The following is an 18,227-nucleotide window of genomic DNA, read 5'->3' as shown; positions in this document are numbered from 1 at the left end:
AGGAGCCACCATGCCGCGTTTCATGTCGCTGATCCGTCTCGACGAGCAGAACTCCCCGTCCGGGCGTCCGGGCCCGGAGGTCCAGGAACGGATGAAGGCCCTGTTCGAGGAGATCACCAAGGCCGGGGTCATGCTGGAGACGGCCGGGCTCACGCCGACCTCCGAGGGGACCAGGCTCACCTGGTCCGGCGGCCGGCTCAGCGCCACCGACGGCCCCTTCACCGAGGCCAAGGAGGTCGTGGGCGGTTACGCCATCCTCCAGGCCAAGGACAAGGCGGAGGCCCTGGAATGGGCCCGGCGGTTCCTGCAGGTGCACCCGGAGGAGTGGAACATCACCTGCGAGGTCCGTCGGATCGAGGAGCCCCCGGGCGCCTGACGGGCGCCGGTGGCGGTTCCGGTACCGGCGCCGGCCGAGGCGCGGGTTCCGGCCCCGGCCCCGTCGCCGACCTCCGCGTCGGCGCCGGGACCGGGACGGCCCGCCGGGCTTGCCGCCCGGCCCCACGGCTGATCGAATGCTGAGCGTGACGGTGGGGAGCACGGCGACGGCGATCGAAGCGGTCTTCAGGATCGAGTCAGCGCGGATCGTCGCGGGTGTCACCCGCATCGTGCGGGACGTGGGCATCGCCGAGGAGATCGCACAGGACGCCCTGGTGGCCGCCCTGGAGCAGTGGCCGGACTCGGGCGTCCCGGACCGGCCGGGCGCCTGGCTCATGACCACGGCGAAACGCCGCGCCATCGATCTCGTACGCCGCAAGGAGACCTACGCGCGCAAGCTCGCCGAGGTGGGGCGGGCCCTGGAGGACGTGCCGCCGCCCGGGCTCGCGGAAGCCGACGACATCGACGACGACCTGCTCCGGCTGATCTTCACCGCCTGCCATCCGGTGCTCGCCACGCCGGCCCGTGTCGCCCTCACGCTGAGGCTGCTCGGAGGACTCACCACCGAGGAGATCGCCCGTGCGTTCCTGGTGCCCGAAGCGACCGTCGCCCAGCGCGTCGTCCGGGCGAAACGGACCCTGGGCCGTGCGGGCGTCCCGTTCGAGGTGCCCTACGGGGCGGACCGCGCCGCCCGCCTCGCCTCGGTGCTCGAAGTCATCTATCTGATCTTCAACGAGGGCTACGCGGCGACGGCCGGTGACGACTGGCTGCGTCCGGCGCTGTGCGAGGACGCGCTGCGGCTGGCCCGGGTGCTCGCGGCCCTGACGGAGGACGAGCCCGAGGTCCACGGCCTGGTCGCGCTGCTGGAGCTCCAGGCGTCGCGGGGGACGGCGAGGACCGGACCCGACGGCGCGCCGGTGCTGCTCGCCGACCAGAACCGGGCCCGCTGGGACCAACTCCTGATCCGGCGCGGCATCGCCGCCCTGGAACGGTCCGTGGCCCTGACACGGGCGGCGGGCACCGGACTCGGCCCGTACGCCGTACAGGCCGCGATCGCCGCGTGCCATGCCGGGGCGACACGGTACGAGGACACGGACTGGGCCACCATCGCGGGCCTCTACGACCGCCTCGCCGCGATCGCGCCGTCGCCGGTCGTCGAGCTGAACCGGGCCGTGGCGGTGTCGAGGGCACGGGGTCCGGAGGCCGGGCTCGCCCTCGTCGACGCCCTGGCCGGCGACCGCGCGCTCCGGGACTACCACCTGCTGCCGAGCGTCCGCGGGGACCTGCTGGCCGGCGCGGGCCGTACGGACGAGGCACGCGCGGAGTTCGTACGGGCCGCCGGACTGACCCGCAACGAACGGGAACGCGCGCTGCTGCTCGACCGCGCGGCACGGCTCGACCGATGACGCTCCTGTCCGCGACGCCCGTTCGGTGCGGCGTCATGCCCGTTCGGTGCATGCTCGTGCCGGTCCGGCAGGCCGGTCGGCGCACGATCGGGCCCGTTCGGCAGGCGGCGTCCGTTCGGTGCGCGGCCCCCGATCAGCGCACGGCCACGCCCAGCGAGGCGGCGCCCATCGTCCTCGGCGCGCCCTTCTCGTAGAACACGTCGAGGTCGGTGATCGTGAAGCCCGCGGCCGTCACCATCCCGGCGATCGGCCGGGTCAGACGGCAGCCCCCGAAGAGCCGCCGCTCCAGCGGGTCGAGGCGGTGCTGCAGGCGGCGCACGTCCTCGTCCTCCTCGGGCGCCAGTCCGTGCTCCAGGAAGTGCAGGGTTCCGCCGGGCTTCAGGACCCGCCGCACCTCGCGCAGCGCCGCGTCGGCGTCCGGGACGGTGCACAGCGTCCAGGTGGACAGGGCGCCGTCGAAGGTCTCGTCGTCGAACGGCAGGTACTGGCTGTCCAGCCCGGCGCGCCGCACCGGGGTGCGTCCCGCGCGGACGCGGTCGCGGGCGAGGCGCCAGCCGAGGTCGGACGGCTCGATCGCGGCCACGCCGGTGACGGTCTCCGGGTAGAACGGCACATTGCGCCCGGAGCCGAAGCCGATCTCGACGATCTCGCCGTACAGGCCCTCGCAGACCCGGCGCCGCAGCGGTTCCGTCGTCTTCATCCCGCCGACCACGTCGACGATCCGGGGCACGATCCGTTCGGCGTAGAAGCCCATCAGGAACCTCCGTGTGTCCCTCTCCAGCATGGCACCGGGGCGGTCCCCGCGCATCGCACGTCGCGCGGGAGGGGTGGTCCGCGCTCGATAGGGTCGGGTCCATGTCATTGCGCACCCAACTGCCGCCGCCACCGCCGCCCGTGGAGATACGTGCCTGGCCCGGCCAGGAGGCGATGCTCGCCGACCGGGCCGCGGTGCTCGCGGAGCTGGTGAGACGGCACATGTCGTTGGGGCGGCTGGCGCTGCTGTGGCTGTGGGCCGTGCTCTGCGCGCTCGGCTGGTCGCTGGTGGGCGCGGCGATGACCGCGTTCGAGCAGACCTCCGACTTCTTCAGCGCCGTGCTCGCGCTGATCCTCGTGGTCATGGGCGTCTGCTGCGTGGTGCCCGCCGTCGTGCTCGTCGCCGTCGGGCTGCGCCGCGACCGTGACATCCGCCGACTGCTCGTGTCCTGGGGCGAGTTGGGGCGCGACCCGGCCCGGGACGCGGGGCTGCGGATGCCGGGGACGGCCCTGGTGTGGCTGCTGCTGTCCTACGCGCTGTGCGCGCTCGGGCTGTACATGTGCTTCGCGTTCCCGGCGGCCGAGGAGGCGGTCAAGGAGTCCTACGGGCTGGTCGCCCTGGTCATGGGGCTCGGGATGATCGCCTGGATCACCGGGCTGATCGGCCTCGTCAAGGCGTTCGCCCACCGCCGCTGGGTGATGCGGGTACTGGCCGGGGCGCCCGCCCCGCAGCCGCTGTTCTCCACCGGCGGCGGCGCGCACCGCTGACCCGCGCACCGCTGACCGCGGTCCGGCCCGCCCGGCTCGATGCGTCCGGGGCCCGGCCCCTTCGGGGGCGGACCACCCGAGGCGGGTCCGGGCGGGCCCCGGGCCGGGAACGGGTCAGCGGCCGGGCGGCGGCCGGTCCCCGACCGGTGGGCCGGCCGGCGTCGGTCAGGCCAGCGGCCGGCCGATCAGCATGGTCGGCGCCCCGGCCACCCGGGTCAGGAACACCGTGGCGGCGTTCGGTCCCCGGAGCCTCATCCGGCGGCGCAGCTCCTCCGGTTCGACGGCCGAGCCGCGCTTCTTCACCGTCAGGACGCCCACCTCCCGCTCCCGCAGCAGCGCCTTCAGCTTCTTCATGTTGAAGGGCAGTCGATCGGTGATCTCGTACCCGGAGGTGTACGGGGACGCGTACGGCCGGTCGCTCGTGACGTACGCGATGGTCTCGTCGATCAGCCGCCCGTCGCACCGCGCCACCACGTCGGCGACCAGATGGGCGCGGATCACGGCGCCGTCCGGCTCGTACAGATAGCGCCCGACCGGGCCGACCGGCGGGGCGGGCGGCGGGGCCGCCGACCACAGACCGGCCCCGGCCGGGAGCACGGTGGCGCGGTACGAACCGGCCGTGAAGCCCTCGCCGAACCAGAGCACCGCCTCCTTCACGTCGCCACCGTCCGAGATCCACTCGGCCTCCGCCTGCTCCGGGATCGCCTCGTGCGGGATGCCGGGGGCGATCTTCAGCGCGGCGCGGGGGGCCCGCAGCGCGGCACCGGTCGCCCAGGAGAGCGGCGGCGAGTACGCCTCGGGGTCGAAGATCCGGCCCCGGCCGCCGCGCCGGGCCGGGTCGACGAAGACCGCGTCGTACCCCGAGGCGTCGACCTCGGTCACATCGGCGCACCGCACCTCGATCAGGTCCGCCAGACCGAGCGCGGCGGCGTTGGCGCGGGCCACCTCGGCGGTCAGCGGGTCGCGGTCCACGGCGAGGACCCGGATGCCCGCCCGCGCGAACGCGATCGCGTCGCCGCCGATCCCGCAGCAGAGGTCCGCGAGGCTCCGCACCCCGCCCGCCTCGGCGAACCGCCGGGCCCGGTGCGTGGCCACCGACGTACGGGTCGCCTGCTCGACACCGTTCGGCGTGAAGAACATCCGGTACGCGTCCTCGGCACCGAACTTCGCCACCGCCCGCTGTCGCAGCCGCGCCTGCCCCAGCGCCGCCGACACCAGGGCGGGCGGGTGCGTGCGGCGCAGCCGGGTGGCGGTGGCCAGCTCCTGGGAGGGGTCGTAGGAGCGCAGTTCCTCCAGCAGAGCCGTTCCCCCGGGAGTGCGCAGGGCCCGGAAGGCGGCGAGCGGACCGTCGGCCCCGGAGGCGTCACCGGCCTTGGAGGCGTCACCGGTCCCGGACGTGGCGTCGGCCCCGGACGGGGCGTCCGTGCCTTCCGGGATGTCCGCGCCGGATGCGGCGTCGGCGCCGAATGGGGCATTCGAGTTGTTCGGTCCTGCCGGGTCGGGCGAACCGGCCGGGTCGTTCGGGGCGAGAGCGTTCACCCGCCCCATTGTGAGCCAGTCGGGGTGGTGAGCCAGTCGGGTCGACCGGCGGGGCCGACGGTGGTGTCGGGCCGGAGCGCCCCTCGTGAGCTGGCAGTATGCAACGCCACGTCATTTATACGACTAATACGACAAAAGGAAGAATTAGCCATGGCAGCGTGTGAATCGGGCCCGTGCGCGTCCCGCGGGCCGGGCTCCGCAGGGCGTCGGCCGACCCGCGCGGTCCTGGCCGCACTCCTGGTCGCCGTGGTCGGTTCGGGGTGCGCCTCCGGGACCGCGGAACGGGCGGACACCGGCCCCGGGCACCGGACCGGCGCGTCCATGGGCCCCTTTCCCGCGCTGCCCACCGAACCACCCGGGCAGCCCGGCGGACCGGGGTACCACGGAGGGGCCGGGGCCCCGGCCGACCGCGGCGCCCCCGCCGGGGCGCGCGAGAACGCGAAGCTCGCCCCGGCCGTACGGGCCGCCCTCGCCAAGAAATGGGGGCTGGCCCGCGCGCCCCTGATCGCACCCCCGCCTGCCGCCAAGCCGCACGTCACCACCCGGAAGGGCTTCGAGGTCACGGGCGGCGACGCCTCCCTGCCGCCGGTCTTCACCACCGTCCCGACCAAGGATCGGGTGGTGTTCCTGACCATGGACGACGGCGCGGAGAAGGACCCCGAACTGCTGCGAATGATGGACGAACTGGACATCCCGTACAGCGCGTTCCTCACCGACCAGGAGGTGCGCGGCGACTACGGGTACTTCGGCGAGGCACAACGGCTCGGCGTCGGCCTCAACAACCACACCCTCAGCCACCCCTACCTCCCCGGACTTTTGTACGAGGAGCAGAAGCGCGAGATCTGCGGTCAGCAGGACATCATCGAGAAGCGCTTCGGGAAGCGGCCCGCCCTCTTCCGTCCGCCGTACGGCAACTACAACAGGGACACGCTGCGCATCGCGAAGTCCTGCGGGATCAAGGCCGTGCCGCTCTGGAACGCGGAGGCGTTCCCGGACCACATGGAATGGCGCGAGGGGGACGGGAAGCTGCGCCCCGGCGACATCATCCTCACGCACTTCCGGGGCCGGAACGAATGGGGCGCCGACATGACCGAACTGGTCCGCGCCGTCATGAAGACGATCACGGACCAGGGGTACGCGGTGGCCCGGCTGGAGGACTACGTATGACCGGAGGGCCGCGCACGAGACGCGCGGGAGGGGTGCGTACGAGACGTGCGAGCGTACGAGACGCGCAAGAGGCGCCGGACGGGCGGGGCGGGCGCGCCGGCGGCCGGTGCGCCGCTGGGCCACTTCCCCCGGATCGGCAGCACGGCCGACAGGCAGATCAGGGCCGTGAGCCCGCCGCGGACGAGGACGGACGTCCATCCATCGGCGGCGGAGTCGTCGGCTCCCGTCCGTCGGCGTTCCAGCGCGAGAAGGCGACGTGGACGGCGGCGACCGCGCAGATCACCCCCCAGGGCCACCAGGCGCCTCGGCACCCCGGGCCGACGGGGAGTCCGGACGCCACGACTGGCTGAATTGGCACTCCGCTTGACCGAGTGCTAATCGCGGTCATAGTCTCGGTGCTGGCACTCACCGATGGAGAGTGCCAGCAGTACTGTGCGACTGGCAGGTCCGGCACCCGCGACGACGGATCCACCTGGTCGCCACACACAGACTCTTAACCCCGTGAGATCTCCGAAGGGGGAGACCGGATCGTGTCGACCGCCAGCACCAAGGTTGCGATCAAGCCGCTCGAAGACCGCATTGTGGTCCAGCCGCTCGACGCCGAGCAGACCACGGCCTCCGGCCTGGTCATCCCGGACACCGCCAAGGAGAAGCCCCAGGAGGGCGTCGTCCTGGCCGTGGGCCCGGGCCGCTTCGAGAACGGCGAGCGCCTTCCGCTCGACGTCAAGACCGGCGACATCGTGCTGTACAGCAAGTACGGCGGCACCGAGGTGAAGTACAACAGCGAGGAGTACCTCGTCCTCTCGGCTCGCGACGTGCTCGCGATCATCGAGAAGTAATTCACCCACGTCTGCTTCCGTTCCGCGCCCCTGGCCCCGTGCGTTGTGATCAGCCGGGCGGCCGGGGGCGCGGTTCGTTCGAGAGGAAAGCTCAGCTCCCATGGCGAAGATCCTGAAGTTCGACGAGGACGCCCGTCGCGCCCTCGAGCGCGGCGTCAACAAGCTTGCCGACACGGTCAAGGTGACGATCGGCCCCAAGGGCCGCAACGTCGTCATCGACAAGAAGTTCGGTGCCCCCACCATCACCAACGACGGTGTCACCATCGCGCGCGAGGTCGAGATCGAGGACCCGTACGAGAACCTCGGTGCCCAGCTGGTGAAGGAGGTCGCGACCAAGACCAACGACATCGCGGGTGACGGCACGACCACCGCCACCGTGCTGGCCCAGGCGCTGGTCCGCGAGGGTCTGCGCAACGTCGCCGCCGGCGCCTCCCCGGCCGCCCTGAAGAAGGGCATCGACGCCGCGGTCAAGGCCGTGTCCGAGGACCTCCTCGCGACCGCCCGCCCGATCGACGACAAGTCCGACATCGCCGCCGTGGCCGCGCTCTCCGCGCAGGACCCGCAGGTCGGCGAGCTCATCGCGGACGCGATGGACAAGGTCGGCAAGGACGGTGTCATCACCGTCGAGGAGTCCAACACCTTCGGTCTGGACCTCGACTTCACCGAGGGCATGGCCTTCGACAAGGGCTACCTGTCGCCGTACATGGTGACCGACCAGGAGCGTATGGAGGCCGTCCTCGACGACCCGTACATCCTGATCCACCAGGGCAAGATCGGCGCCATCCAGGAGCTGCTCCCGCTGCTGGAGAAGGTCATCCAGGCCGGTGGCTCCAAGCCGCTGCTGATCATCGCCGAGGACGTCGAGGGCGAGGCGCTGTCGACCCTCGTCGTCAACAAGATCCGCGGCACCTTCAACGCCGTCGCCGTGAAGGCCCCCGGCTTCGGTGACCGCCGCAAGGCCATGCTCGGCGACATCGCCACCCTCACCGGTGCGACCGTCATCGCCGAGGAGGTCGGCCTCAAGCTCGACCAGGCCGGTCTGGACGTGCTGGGCACCGCCCGCCGCGTCACCGTCACCAAGGACGACACCACGATCGTGGACGGCGGCGGCGAGCCCGGCGACGTCAAGGGCCGGGTCAACCAGATCAAGGCCGAGATCGAGGCCACGGACTCCGACTGGGACCGCGAGAAGCTCCAGGAGCGCCTCGCGAAGCTGGCCGGCGGCGTGTGCGTGATCCGCGTCGGTGCCGCCACCGAGGTGGAGCTCAAGGAGAAGAAGCACCGTCTGGAGGACGCCATCTCCGCGACCCGCGCCGCGGTCGAGGAGGGCATCGTCTCCGGTGGTGGCTCCGCTCTGGTCCACGCCGTCAAGGTCCTGGAGGGCAACCTCGGCAAGACCGGCGACGAGGCCACGGGTGTCGCGGTCGTGCGCCGCGCCGCCGTCGAGCCGCTGCGCTGGATCGCCGAGAACGCCGGCCTGGAGGGCTACGTCATCACCTCCAAGGTCGCCGACCTCGACAAGGGCCAGGGCTTCAACGCCGCGACCGGCGAGTACGGCGACCTGGTGAAGGCCGGCGTCATCGACCCGGTCAAGGTCACCCGCTCCGCGCTGGAGAACGCCGCGTCCATCGCGTCGCTGCTGCTCACGACCGAGACCCTGGTCGTCGAGAAGCCGGCCGAGGAGGAGGCCGAGGCCGGTCACGGCGGCCACGGCCACGCGCACTGACGCGTAACCCCGGCACCAGCCACCGAGGCCCGGTATCCCGTCGCGGGATACCGGGCCTCGGCCCGTGTGCGGGTCCGGGCGGCCGTGCGCCGTACGACGTGTCGGCACCGGACCCCGGCCCCCGGACACGTGGGCCCCGGACACGTGGGCACGCGGACATGTGGACACGCGGACGGCCCGTGGCCGAGGGGCCACGGGCCGTGGGAGGAGCGGGCGGCGGAGCCGCGCCGCGGGCGGTCACGCCGACCGGGTCAGCACCCCCGCGCGGACCGGGTCCGCGAACGGCTTCCCCTGCGTGTACCGTTCCAGCTCGTCCAGCGCCTGGTCGGCCATCCGGTGCAGCTCACCGCCGAGCGAACCCGCCACGTGCGGGGTGAGCAGGACGTTCGGCAGCTCGTACAACGGCGAGTCGGCGGGCGGGAGTTCGGGATCCGTCACGTCCAGCACCGCGTGCAGCCGCCCCGACACCAGCTCCGGCAGCAACGCCTCCTCGTCGACCAGCGAACCGCGCGCCGTGTTGATCAGCGTGGTCCCGGTGGCCATGGCCGACAGCTGCGCCGCGCCGATCAGGTGATGCGTCTCCGGGAGCTGCGGTGCGTGCACCGAGACCACCGAACTGCCCGCGCACAGCTCGTCGAGCGAGGTGAGCCGTACGCCGAGCCGGGCCGCCTCCGCCTCGTCCACGTACGGGTCGTACAGCAGGACGTCCAGGTCGAAGGGGCGCAGCAGCTCGATGACGCGCCGGCCGATGCGGGAGGCACCGATGACGCCGACGGTGCGGCGGTAGTTGCCGGAGCCGCCGAGCTCCGCGAGCCAGTCGTGCTCGGCGCGCAGGGCGCGGTAGCGGTCGGCGGAGTGCAGGACGCGCTTGTTCGCGAAGAGGATCGTGGCGAGTGTGAACTCGGCGACCGGCAGCGCGTTGGCCCCGGCGGCGGAGGTGACGGCGATGCCGCGTTCCCAGCAGGCGTCGGTGATGTGGTGCTTCACGGAACCGGCCGCGTGCACGACGGCCCGCAGCCGGGGGGCCGCGGCCAGTACCTCGGCGGTCAACGGGGTCGCGCCCCAGCAGGTGAACAGCACCTCCGCCTCGGCGAACGCGGCGGCCACCTCGGGCGACGGATCGGTCAGGTCGTGGGCGACCAGGTACGGGTCGGTGCGGGTGAGGGCGGCCAGCCGGGTGCGGTGGCGGTCGGCGAGCAGACGGTCGGCGATGCCCGGACCCATCGCGAGCAGGGCCGTCGGCCGGTTGTCAGTGGCGTGGGTCATGGTGGTACCCGTACTCCTCGGGGCTCGTGGGGGGCTCGTGGGAAGGGTCACTTGACGCTGCCGGCGGTCATTCCGGCCTTCCAGTGCCGTTGGAGCGAGACGAAGGCGACGATCAGGGGGATGACGGCCAGGAGGGAACCGGTGACGACGAGCGGGTAGAAGCTCGGCTCGCCGTGGGTGTTGGTGTTCCAGGAGTACAGGCCGAGGCTCAGCGGGAACAGCTTGCGGTCCGAGAGCATCACCAGGGGGAGGAAGAAGTTGTTCCAGATCGCGGTGAACTGGAAGAGGAAGACGGTCACGAAGCCCGGCATGATCATGCGCAGTCCGATGGACCAGAAGACGCGCAGCTCACCGGCGCCGTCGATACGGGCGGCCTCCAGGGCCTCGTTCGGTATGTAGCCGGTGCTGAACACCCGGGCGAGGTACACGCCGAACGGGTTGACGAGCACCGGGATCAGCACCGACCAGTAGGTGTTGACCAGGCCGGTCTTGGAGGCCAGCAGGTACATCGGCAGGGCGAGCGCGGTCGTCGGGACGAGCACGCCCATCAGCACGAGTCCGAACAGCTTCTCCTTGCCGCGGAACTCGTACTTGTCGAAGGCGTATCCGGCGGCCACGCAGATCAGCGAGCAGACGAGCGCGCCGACGCCCGCGTACAGGAGGCTGTTGAGGTACCAGCGGAAGTAGATGCCGTCGCCGTAGGAGGCCAGGTTCGACAGGTTCTCGCCGAGATTGAAGCCCTGGAAGGAGAACGCGTTGCCCGCGAGCAGGTCGCCGGTGTCCTTCGTGGCGGCGGTGACCAGCCAGACGAGGGGGAAGAGCATGTAGACGACGGCGAGCAGGAGGAAGCCGTTGACCGCGGTCTTCGACATCCAGCGGCCGCGGGAGGCGGGGGAGTTCATGCTTTCTTGCCCTTCCGGCCGGTGAAGCGGGTGACGACGAAGGACAGCAGCGCGGCCGTGAGCGCCAGCAGGATGGACGCGGCCGCGGCGAGACCGTAGTCGTTGCGCTCGAAGGCCGCGGTGTACGCGTACATGTTCGGCGTCCAGGTGGAGGTGACGGCGGAGCCGGTCCCCTTGTTGAGGATCAGGGGCTCGGTGAACAGCTGGAGCGAGCCGATGACCGTGAACAGGGCGACCATCACGACCGAGGCGCGGATCAGCGGCACCTTGATGCCGACCGCGATGCGCCAGGCACCGGCCCCGTCGACCGTCGCCGCTTCGAGGACGGAACGGTCGATGGCCTGCAGCGCGGCGTAGAAGATCACCATGTTGTAGCCGAGCCACTCCCACAGGGCGATGTTCACGACGGAGGGGAGGGCGCCCTCGGGCGAGAAGAAGTCGAAGCTGAGTCCGCCGGACTCCATCGCGCTGACGACCGGGCTGAGCTGGGGCGTGTAGAGGTAGACCCAGATCAGCGCGGCGATGATGCCGGGCACGGCGTGCGGCAGGAAGAGCGCGAGCTGGAAGAAGCGGCGTGCGCGGGCCAGCGCGGAGTCCAGCAGGAGGGCGAGGGCGAGGGCCCCGATGAGCAGCAGCGGAATGTAGAACAGGCAGTATCCGAGGAGTACTCCGAAGCCCTCGCGGAACGCCCGGTCGCCCAGGGCCGCCGTGTAGTTGTCGAGTCCGCTGAAGACGGTCTCGGTGCCGCCGAAGCCCAGGCCGGACTGCTTCTCGGTGAACAGGCTGAGCCAGACCGCGTATCCGATCGGCAGCACCATGGCCACGGTGAACAGTACGAAGAAGGGCCCCAGCAGGATGGCGGCGGCTCTGGTCGTCCGGGCGTGTTTCATCAGCCTGCGTCCTCGACCTTCAGACCGCGCTTCTTCAGCTCGGCGACCGTGGCGTCGTGCCCGGCCTTCACGGCGTCCTTGATGGTGGTGGAGCCGCTGGCGACCTTGCCGAACTGGTCCTTCATGGTGGTGTTCGTGGTGCCGGTCGTCGGGCCCCAGTTCCAGTTCTGGCCGATCGACGCCGCGGCGCCCTCGAACACCTGGTAGATGTCCTCGCCGCCGTAGTAACCGGCGTCGAACGCCTTCTTCGCGACCGGGCGCAGCTCCGACGCGGCCGGGAAGGCGCTGGAGGTGCCGGACTCGATGCGGGCCTTGATGCCTTCCTCGGTGGTCGACATCCAGGTGGCGAACTCGACCGCGGCCTCGGCCTTCTTGCTGTTCTTGGTCACCGCGAAGGTGGAGCCGCCGAGCATGCCGCTGGCCGGCTTGCCGTCCCAGCTGGGCATCGGGGCGACGGCCCACTTGCCGCTCTGCTCGGGCAGGGTGCCCTTGAGGACGCCCGCGCCCCAGGCCGCGCCGAGGTAGCCGACGGTGCCGCCGCTCTTGAGCGAGTTGGTCCACTCGGGGCTGAACGAGGCGTTCGAGCGGATCAGGTCGTCGTCGAGCATGCCCTGCCAGTAGTCGGCGACCTTGTTGGTGGCGGCGTCGGTCGTGCTGACCTTCCAGGTGTCGCCCTCGGGCTTGTACCACTGGGCGCCGGCCTGCCAGGCCATCGCCTGGAACGTGGTCGGGTCGTCGGGGAAGAAGGTGCCGATCCGGGCCTTCTTGTCGGCCTTCTTGATCTTCTCGGCGGCCTTGCGGAAGTCGTCCCAGGTCTTGGGGACCTCGACGCCGTACTTCTCGAACAGGTCCTTGCGGTAGTAGAAGGCCTGCGGGGACGCGTCGAACGGGACGGCCCAGCTCTTCCCGCCCAGCGTGGTCAGTTCCACGGCCTGGGGGAGCAGCTTCTTCTTGATGTCGTCGGTGAAGTACTTCCCGATGTCCTGGAGCGCGCCCTGGCTGACGTACTCCGGGAGCTGCGGGTACTCGATGGAGACCAGGTCGGGGGCGTTGCCCGCCTTCACCGCGTTGGAGATCTTGGCGTAGCCGCCGGCGTTGCCGGACGGGATCTCCTCGTAGACCACCTTGATGTTCTTGTGCGAGGCGTTGAACGCGTCAACGACCTCCTTCGACCCCTTGGCCCAGCCCCAGAAGGTGATGCTGACGGGCTTCCCGTCGCTTCCGGAGGCGGAACTGTCGTCACCGCTGCCGCCACAGGCCGTGAGAACGGCGAGGGCGGTGGCGGCGCCGACGACGGCGAGGGACGTTCTGCTCGAACTGCGGCTCACAGCGAGACTCCTGAACAGGCGACGACATTGGCGTTGGCCGAGATCTTTCGACCAGCCGTGACCGAAGTCAAGAGCGAAAGAGCGATTGATCGAAAAAAGATCAGATACATTACGTATCGAAGCGGGCGGAATGCCGTGTGCTACGAACGGGTGAAGGGCGGGGGAACACCCGCCCGCCGTCTCCCACTCCTCGGCTTTCCGCCTCGTGCCCGTGTCCGCCGTGTCCGCGGTGTCCGTCGTGTCGTCGTTTCCGCGTCTCCGACGCCGTCGTTCCTACGTCTCCGAGAGCGAGGCCCCGCAGGAGTCCCGGACCCTCAGCTGCGGCAGCAGCGTCAGGTGCCGCCGGGGCGTGCCCGAGCTCCGGCCGAGCCGTTCCACCAGCAGTTCCGTCGCGTGGCGGCCCACGTCGCGCTTGGGCGGCGCCACCGCCGTGAGCGGGGTGTCCGCGAGCCCCGCGACCTCGTCGTCGTAGGCGATCAGCGCCAGGTCGTCCGGCACCCGCACGTCAAGCTCGGCCAGGCGCTGCATCACCTGGATCGCGTCCACGTCGTTGTGGACCAGCGCCGCCGTCGCCACTCCCGAGGTCACCGCTTCGCGCAGCGCCTGCACGGCCTCCTCGAACGCCTCCGGCGCGAGTTCGGCGGGAACGGAGTCGATCACGTCCTGCGGCGGGCGCAGCCCGAGCACGTCGAGGGCCTCCGCGTACCCGGACCGCACCGCCACGGCGGTCGGGGAGTCGGCGCGGGCCATCAGCAGCGGCGCCCCGTGCCCGAGACCCACCAGGTGGCGCATGGCGAGCAGCACCCCGTACGCATGGTCCGAGCAGACCCGGTCCAGGCCGTCGAGCGGGGAGCCCGCGGCGGGCCTGCGCTCCAGCAGGACGGTCGGCACCGGCAGCGAGGCGATCCAGTCGCCGAACGCCGCGGGGTCGCCGGGGTGCTGCCAGCCCGGCGCGATCAGCAGCCCCTCGGCGCCCGCGGCGAGCAGGCCCTCGGTGCGGGCCTGGTCCTCCTGCGGGCGGTAGTCGGAGATCCGCAGGATCAGCCGGGCGCCCGCCCGGGCGGCGGCCTCGTGGGCGCCGCGGATCACCTCGGCGAAGTAGTACGTCGACGAGGGCGCGAGCATGCCCAGGACGAGGCCGTTGCCCCCGGTCCCCGCGGCAGGGGCGGGGGTGGCGTCGCGCGGCCAGGACACCGAACCGTGCACCCGGTCGAGCAGGCCCCGGCCGGCCAGCTCTTCCACGTCCCGGCGCGCGGTGACGGGGGAGACCCCCAGCTGTGCGGCCAGGTCCGAGACCCGGGCCGAGCCCCGTTCCCGGACCAGGGCCAGCAGGCGGTCATGACGTTCAGCAGCACTTTCGCGCACGGCGGCAGTCCCCTCGCAGTGTTGTGGCCCGACCTCCGGACCGGCCGGTGCCGGAGCCGTTGTCCGACCCTAGACCAACGTGATCGAACGATGGGAGTTTCGATCATTCAAACGCGATCCATTGACGTTCGATCAATCCGAGTCCAGGATTCCGGGCAGTCCGAGTCCGGGGTTCCGGCAGGTCCGAGCCCGGTCGTCCGGTGGCGCCGGTTCGTCCTGCCCGGATTCCTCCGACCATCGACCCGCTCCGTTCCCGTTCCCGGCCCCGGTCTCGATCCCGGACCTGATCATTCGTCCGTCCTCGATCGTCCGTCCTCGATCGTTCGCCCCGACCCCGACCGTTCAGCCCGACTGTTCGTTCGACCTGACCGTTCGTCCGGCCCCGTTCCCAACCGATCGCCCGTTTCCAACCGATCGTCCGATCTTGACAGTTCGTACGGAGGAATTGTGAGTCATCGCGTCACCGCTGCCGCGCTCGCGGCCCTGACGGCCGCCGGCCTGACCGTCGTCGGCCAGGGCGCCGCGCAGGCCGCGCCCAACGGCCGTACCCACCACGTCGACTGCGCCGCCGATCCGGCCGGCGCCACCGGCAGCAGGCAGCATCCGTGGACCACGCTGGCCGAGGCCAACGCGCACACCTACGGCCCCGGTGACCGGCTGCTCTTCAAGCGCGGCACCACCTGCACCGGCACCCTCGCCCCCGAGGGCGCCGGTTCCGCCCGTGCCCCGTTCACCATCGCCGACTACGGCAACGCCCCGGACCGCGCCAAGCTCGACGGAGCGGGCGCCCACGACGTCGTCCTGCTCGCCAACACGCAGTACGTGCATCTCAAGGCGCTGGAGATCACCAACGCCGACAACCCCGGCAGCGAGCGCAACGGCGTCCGCCTGCGCCTCACCGACTACGGTGTCGCCCGCGGCTTCGTCGTCTCCGGGCTCTACATCCACGACGTGCGCGGCGGCGACTACAAGACGCTCACGGGCTCCAGCGCGATCCAGATCGCCGTCGAGGGAACCGCGAAGGCCAGCTGGTACGACGGCCTGGACATCGCCCACAACCGCATCGAGGACGTCGACCGCGAGGGCATCTACTTCAAATCGACCTTCTCCAAGCGCGATCTGGTCGGCCAGCAGCAGGACCCGAACGTCTACCCCGGGGAGTGGACGCCCAGCACCGGCGTCCGCATCCACCACAACACGCTGAAGTCCCTGGCCGGTGACGGCATGAAGCTCGACACCACCAGCGGAGCCCGCGTCGACCACAACCGGATCGACGGCTTCCAGCTGCGCTCGCCCTCGGCCAACGCGGGCATCTGGACCTTCAACACCGACGACACGCTCATCGAGTACAACGAGGTCTCGGGCGGCGGGAACACCCACGACGGGATGTCCTTCGACGCCGACGGCGCCTCGCGGAACACGGTCTTCCAGTACAACAACAGCCACGACAACAAGGGCGGCTTCCTGCTGATCTGCCCGTACAGCGGCGCCAAGACGGTCGGCACGGTCGCCCGCTACAACGTCAGCCGGAACGACGGTGCCCGCCTGATCCAGAACTGCTGGGGCCCGATCCTCGACACGAAGATCTACAACAACACCTTCCACAACAAGGAGCAGATCCCCGGATACCTCGTCCAGGACGACGCCGGCAGCCCCGCCACCACCCAGCACGAACTGTCCATCCGCAACAACGTCTTCGTGAGCGAGGGCACCGGAGGCTACGCCTTCAAGAACCCGACGCCCGGGCTCTCCTTCGACCACAACGCCTTCTACGGCATCGACATGACCCGCCCCAACCCCGGCGGCATCACGGCCGACCCGAAGCTCCGGGCCGACTTCCGCCTCGGCGCGGGATCGCCCGCCCTCGCCGCCGGAGCCGTCATCGAGGACAACGGCGGCAAGGACTACTTCGGCAACAAGCTGAAGCCCGGCGCCCCGAACATCGGCGCCTACGCGGGCCACGGGGTGCGCTGAACCCCCTCCCGGAACCGGATCCCGCCGTCCCGGAACCGGATCGCGTCGTCGCACGGTGGACAGCAGCGCGACGACACGGCCCGTCAGGCCACCGCCCCTCCGATGCCTGACGGGCCGACATGTCCCCTCCCCGGAAGCGGAGTCCCCCTCCCGGGCGACCGCGCGCCCGGGAGGCCCGTGACCGGGAGGCCCGTGCCCGGAAAGCCCCTGACCGGGAACCGCGCAGTCGGCTCCCCGCCGTCGGGTGATCCGGTAACAGGCCCATGGGGGACCGTTCGCTCACTGGGGTCCGTACTTGCGGCCCGTCTTGGAGGTGACCCCTCCGAGCAGGCCGCGCGGCGTCAGCTTCACGACCCCCATCAGCGCCTTGTACCGCGGGTCCGGCACCGACAGGGACTTGCCGCGCGCCAGGTCCGCCAGCGCCGCCGCCACCAGCTTGTCGGCGTCCAGCCACATCCAGCCGGGGATGTTGCCGGTCCCCATCCCGGCCCGCTGGTGGAACTCCGTGCGCACGAAACCCGGGCACAGCGCCATCAGCCGCACTCCCGAACCGGCCAGGTCCTTCGCCGCGCCCTGGGTGAACTGCACGACCCACGCCTTGGACGCGCCGTACGTCCCGCGCGGCACGAACGCCGCCACCGAGGCCACGTTGACGACCCCGCCCCGTCCGCGCTCCCGCATCCCGGTCGCGGCGGCCGAGGTCAGGCGCAGCACCGCCTCGCAGTGCACCTTGAGCATGTTCAGCTCGTCGGCCATGGGCACTTCCAGGTAGTGGCCCTTGTTCCCGAACCCGGCGTTGTTGACCAGCAGGTCAACCGGATGCTGACGGTCCGTCAAGCGGTCCTCGACCGTCTCGATCCCCTTGTCCTCGGACAGGTCGGCCCGCAGCACCTCGGCCTCGATGCCGTGCCGGTCGTGCAGTTCCGTCGCCTGCTCGCGCAGTCGCTCGGCGTCGCGCGCCACCAGCACCAGGTTGTGCCCGTCGGCCGCCAGCCGCCGCGCGAACGCGGCGCCGATACCCGCGGTCGCGCCCGTAATCAGTGCAGTCGTCATGGGCGGCACGTTAGTGCCTGCCCGCCGGATCACGGCCGGACGGTGACCCGGACGGCGCCTCGGTCCGGGTCGGGCCGCCCACAGAAGCGCGGCCCGCAGCGGCGCCCGGACCGATGTCCGGCCCGCCGGCCGGGCGCCGTGCTCACCCGGCCGCCGAACCCTGCTCCCCGTGCCCCTGTTCGACGTACTTCAGGGCGGCGCGCAGGGTCTCCGGATGCAGCGCGTCGCGGGCCGCGAGCAGCCGGGGCAGCAGTTCGCGCCGGGTGGTCGACGCCTGGAACTCCATCCGCACGGTGACGTCGTGGCCGGGCCGGTGCACGATCTCGACCGGGTCCCCGGCGCGGATCTCGCCCGGCGCGATCACCCGCAGGTACGCGCCCGGGGCGGCCGCCCGCGTGAACCGCTTGACCCAGCCCTTCTCGCCCAGGTGCCCGGCGAACGTGCGGCACGGGATCCGGCTCGACGCGACCTCCAGCACCAGATCGGGGCCTATCCTCCAGCGCTCCCCGATCCTCGCGCCGTTCACGTCCACCCCACTGGTCGTGAGGTTCTCGCCGAACGAGCCGTTGGGCAGCGGGCGGCCGGTCTCCCGTTCCCAGACGTCCAGCTCCTCGCGGCCGAAGGCGTACACGGCCTGGTCGGAGCCGCCGTGATGGCGCAGGTCGCACACCGCGTCCCCGACCAGGCCGCTGCCGCCGGTGCCCTTGGGGCCGGGGTCGAGGACACGCACCGGACCGTCGACCGGCCGCTTGCCGATGCCGGTCGCTCCGCCCGGGGCGTCGGTGTGGGCGACGATCCTGGGCCGTCCCACGTTCACGCTCAGCACCTTCATCGGCCCGCCACCGCCCCTTCGCCGCCTCTTCATGTCTCTTCGGC

16 protein-coding genes are annotated in these 18,227 nt (G+C 71.5%); 7 read left to right on the top strand and 9 right to left on the bottom strand.

Going from position 1 to position 18,227, the window contains the following annotated elements:
• Window positions 1-10 precede the first annotated feature (10 nt).
• Both AB0E67_RS04660 and AB0E67_RS04655 read left to right on the top strand, forming a co-directional pair.
• Window positions 11-376 carry a YciI family protein gene (locus tag AB0E67_RS04660; RefSeq protein WP_362020856.1) on the top strand — a complete coding sequence of 122 codons (366 nt, stop codon included), beginning with the start codon at window positions 11-13 and terminating at the stop codon, window positions 374-376.
• 145 nt (window positions 377-521) lie between these two features.
• Window positions 522-1,781: a sigma-70 family RNA polymerase sigma factor gene (locus tag AB0E67_RS04655; protein ID WP_362020854.1), complete on the top strand. Its 1,260-nt coding sequence runs from the start codon at window positions 522-524 to the stop codon at window positions 1,779-1,781.
• A 133-nt stretch (window positions 1,782-1,914) separates the two neighbouring features.
• Here AB0E67_RS04655 and AB0E67_RS04650 read toward each other — a convergent pair whose 3' ends face one another.
• Window positions 1,915-2,565: a class I SAM-dependent methyltransferase gene (locus tag AB0E67_RS04650; RefSeq protein ID WP_362020851.1), complete on the bottom strand. Its 651-nt coding sequence runs from the start codon at window positions 2,563-2,565 to the stop codon at window positions 1,915-1,917.
• A gap of 71 nt (window positions 2,566-2,636) precedes the next feature.
• On the opposite strand from AB0E67_RS04650, the gene AB0E67_RS04645 reads away from it, so the two are divergent.
• Window positions 2,637-3,302, top strand: coding sequence for a hypothetical protein (locus AB0E67_RS04645; RefSeq protein WP_362020849.1), 666 nt, complete (start codon window positions 2,637-2,639; stop codon window positions 3,300-3,302).
• Window positions 3,303-3,467: 165 nt separating this feature from the next.
• Here the strand turns inward: AB0E67_RS04645 and AB0E67_RS04640 are convergent, their stop codons facing one another.
• Entirely contained in the window at window positions 3,468-4,625 is a 1,158-nt protein-coding gene (locus tag AB0E67_RS04640; protein ID WP_362021474.1) for a methyltransferase domain-containing protein, read from the bottom strand.
• A 366-nt stretch (window positions 4,626-4,991) separates the two neighbouring features.
• Between AB0E67_RS04640 and AB0E67_RS04635 the strand changes: the two genes are divergently transcribed.
• From AB0E67_RS04635 to groL, 3 genes are all read left to right on the top strand, one after another.
• On the top strand, window positions 4,992-6,008 hold the full coding sequence (locus tag AB0E67_RS04635; RefSeq protein ID WP_362020846.1) for a polysaccharide deacetylase family protein: 1,017 nt from the start codon (window positions 4,992-4,994) through the stop codon (window positions 6,006-6,008).
• Window positions 6,009-6,538: 530 nt separating this feature from the next.
• A complete protein-coding gene (gene groES, locus AB0E67_RS04630) occupies window positions 6,539-6,847 on the top strand; it encodes a co-chaperone GroES (protein WP_073786877.1) in 309 nt (102 codons plus the stop codon).
• Between the two features lie 100 nt (window positions 6,848-6,947).
• On the top strand, window positions 6,948-8,573 hold the full coding sequence (gene groL / locus AB0E67_RS04625) for a chaperonin GroEL (RefSeq protein ID WP_073786879.1): 1,626 nt from the start codon (window positions 6,948-6,950) through the stop codon (window positions 8,571-8,573).
• A 237-nt stretch (window positions 8,574-8,810) separates the two neighbouring features.
• Here groL and AB0E67_RS04620 read toward each other — a convergent pair whose 3' ends face one another.
• The 5 genes from AB0E67_RS04620 to AB0E67_RS04600 form a co-directional block, all read right to left on the bottom strand.
• Window positions 8,811-9,839, bottom strand: coding sequence for a hydroxyacid dehydrogenase (locus AB0E67_RS04620; protein WP_362020843.1), 1,029 nt, complete (start codon window positions 9,837-9,839; stop codon window positions 8,811-8,813).
• Between the two features lie 47 nt (window positions 9,840-9,886).
• Window positions 9,887-10,741: a carbohydrate ABC transporter permease gene (locus tag AB0E67_RS04615; protein ID WP_362020841.1), complete on the bottom strand. Its 855-nt coding sequence runs from the start codon at window positions 10,739-10,741 to the stop codon at window positions 9,887-9,889.
• Window positions 10,738-11,631 carry a sugar ABC transporter permease gene (locus AB0E67_RS04610; protein ID WP_351519243.1) on the bottom strand — a complete coding sequence of 298 codons (894 nt, stop codon included), beginning with the start codon at window positions 11,629-11,631 and terminating at the stop codon, window positions 10,738-10,740. Before AB0E67_RS04610 ends, AB0E67_RS04615 begins: the two co-directional genes overlap by 4 nt.
• On the bottom strand, window positions 11,631-12,959 hold the full coding sequence (locus AB0E67_RS04605; protein ID WP_362020838.1) for a sugar ABC transporter substrate-binding protein: 1,329 nt from the start codon (window positions 12,957-12,959) through the stop codon (window positions 11,631-11,633). Before AB0E67_RS04605 ends, AB0E67_RS04610 begins: the two co-directional genes overlap by 1 nt.
• 273 nt (window positions 12,960-13,232) lie before the next feature.
• Window positions 13,233-14,324, bottom strand: a complete 1,092-nt coding sequence (locus AB0E67_RS04600; protein WP_362020835.1) for a substrate-binding domain-containing protein — start codon at window positions 14,322-14,324, stop codon at window positions 13,233-13,235.
• Between the two features lie 447 nt (window positions 14,325-14,771).
• Here AB0E67_RS04600 and AB0E67_RS04595 point away from each other — a divergent pair, with 447 nt between their 5' ends.
• A complete protein-coding gene (locus AB0E67_RS04595; protein ID WP_362020832.1) occupies window positions 14,772-16,298 on the top strand; it encodes a right-handed parallel beta-helix repeat-containing protein in 1,527 nt (508 codons plus the stop codon).
• A gap of 279 nt (window positions 16,299-16,577) precedes the next feature.
• Here AB0E67_RS04595 and AB0E67_RS04590 read toward each other — a convergent pair whose 3' ends face one another.
• Window positions 16,578-17,351: an SDR family oxidoreductase gene (locus AB0E67_RS04590; protein WP_362020829.1), complete on the bottom strand. Its 774-nt coding sequence runs from the start codon at window positions 17,349-17,351 to the stop codon at window positions 16,578-16,580.
• A gap of 142 nt (window positions 17,352-17,493) precedes the next feature.
• On the bottom strand, window positions 17,494-18,183 hold the full coding sequence (locus AB0E67_RS04585; protein ID WP_362020826.1) for an MOSC domain-containing protein: 690 nt from the start codon (window positions 18,181-18,183) through the stop codon (window positions 17,494-17,496).
• Window positions 18,184-18,227 lie beyond the last annotated feature (44 nt).

This window comes from Streptomyces sp. NPDC032161 (assembly GCF_040636995.1).
Classification (GTDB): Bacteria; Actinomycetota; Actinomycetes; order Streptomycetales; family Streptomycetaceae; genus Streptomyces.
This window is presented reverse-complemented; position numbering and strand designations above follow the sequence as displayed.

Bases quoted from the DNA above. Each gene is read 5' to 3' on its own strand.
- AB0E67_RS04660 (WP_362020856.1), top strand. From the start codon at position 11: ATGCCGCGTTTCATGTCGCTGATCCGTCTCGACGAGCAGAACTCCCCG.
- AB0E67_RS04650 (WP_362020851.1), bottom strand. From the start codon at position 2,565: ATGCTGGAGAGGGACACACGGAGGTTCCTGATGGGCTTCTACGCCGAA.
- AB0E67_RS04645 (WP_362020849.1), top strand. From the start codon at position 2,637: ATGTCATTGCGCACCCAACTGCCGCCGCCACCGCCGCCCGTGGAGATA.
- AB0E67_RS04635 (WP_362020846.1), top strand. From the start codon at position 4,992: ATGGCAGCGTGTGAATCGGGCCCGTGCGCGTCCCGCGGGCCGGGCTCC.
- groL (WP_073786879.1), top strand. From the start codon at position 6,948: ATGGCGAAGATCCTGAAGTTCGACGAGGACGCCCGTCGCGCCCTCGAG.
- AB0E67_RS04620 (WP_362020843.1), bottom strand. From the start codon at position 9,839: ATGACCCACGCCACTGACAACCGGCCGACGGCCCTGCTCGCGATGGGT.
- AB0E67_RS04615 (WP_362020841.1), bottom strand. From the start codon at position 10,741: ATGAACTCCCCCGCCTCCCGCGGCCGCTGGATGTCGAAGACCGCGGTC.
- AB0E67_RS04610 (WP_351519243.1), bottom strand. From the start codon at position 11,631: ATGAAACACGCCCGGACGACCAGAGCCGCCGCCATCCTGCTGGGGCCC.
- AB0E67_RS04590 (WP_362020829.1), bottom strand. From the start codon at position 17,351: ATGACGACTGCACTGATTACGGGCGCGACCGCGGGTATCGGCGCCGCG.
- AB0E67_RS04585 (WP_362020826.1), bottom strand. From the start codon at position 18,183: ATGAAGGTGCTGAGCGTGAACGTGGGACGGCCCAGGATCGTCGCCCAC.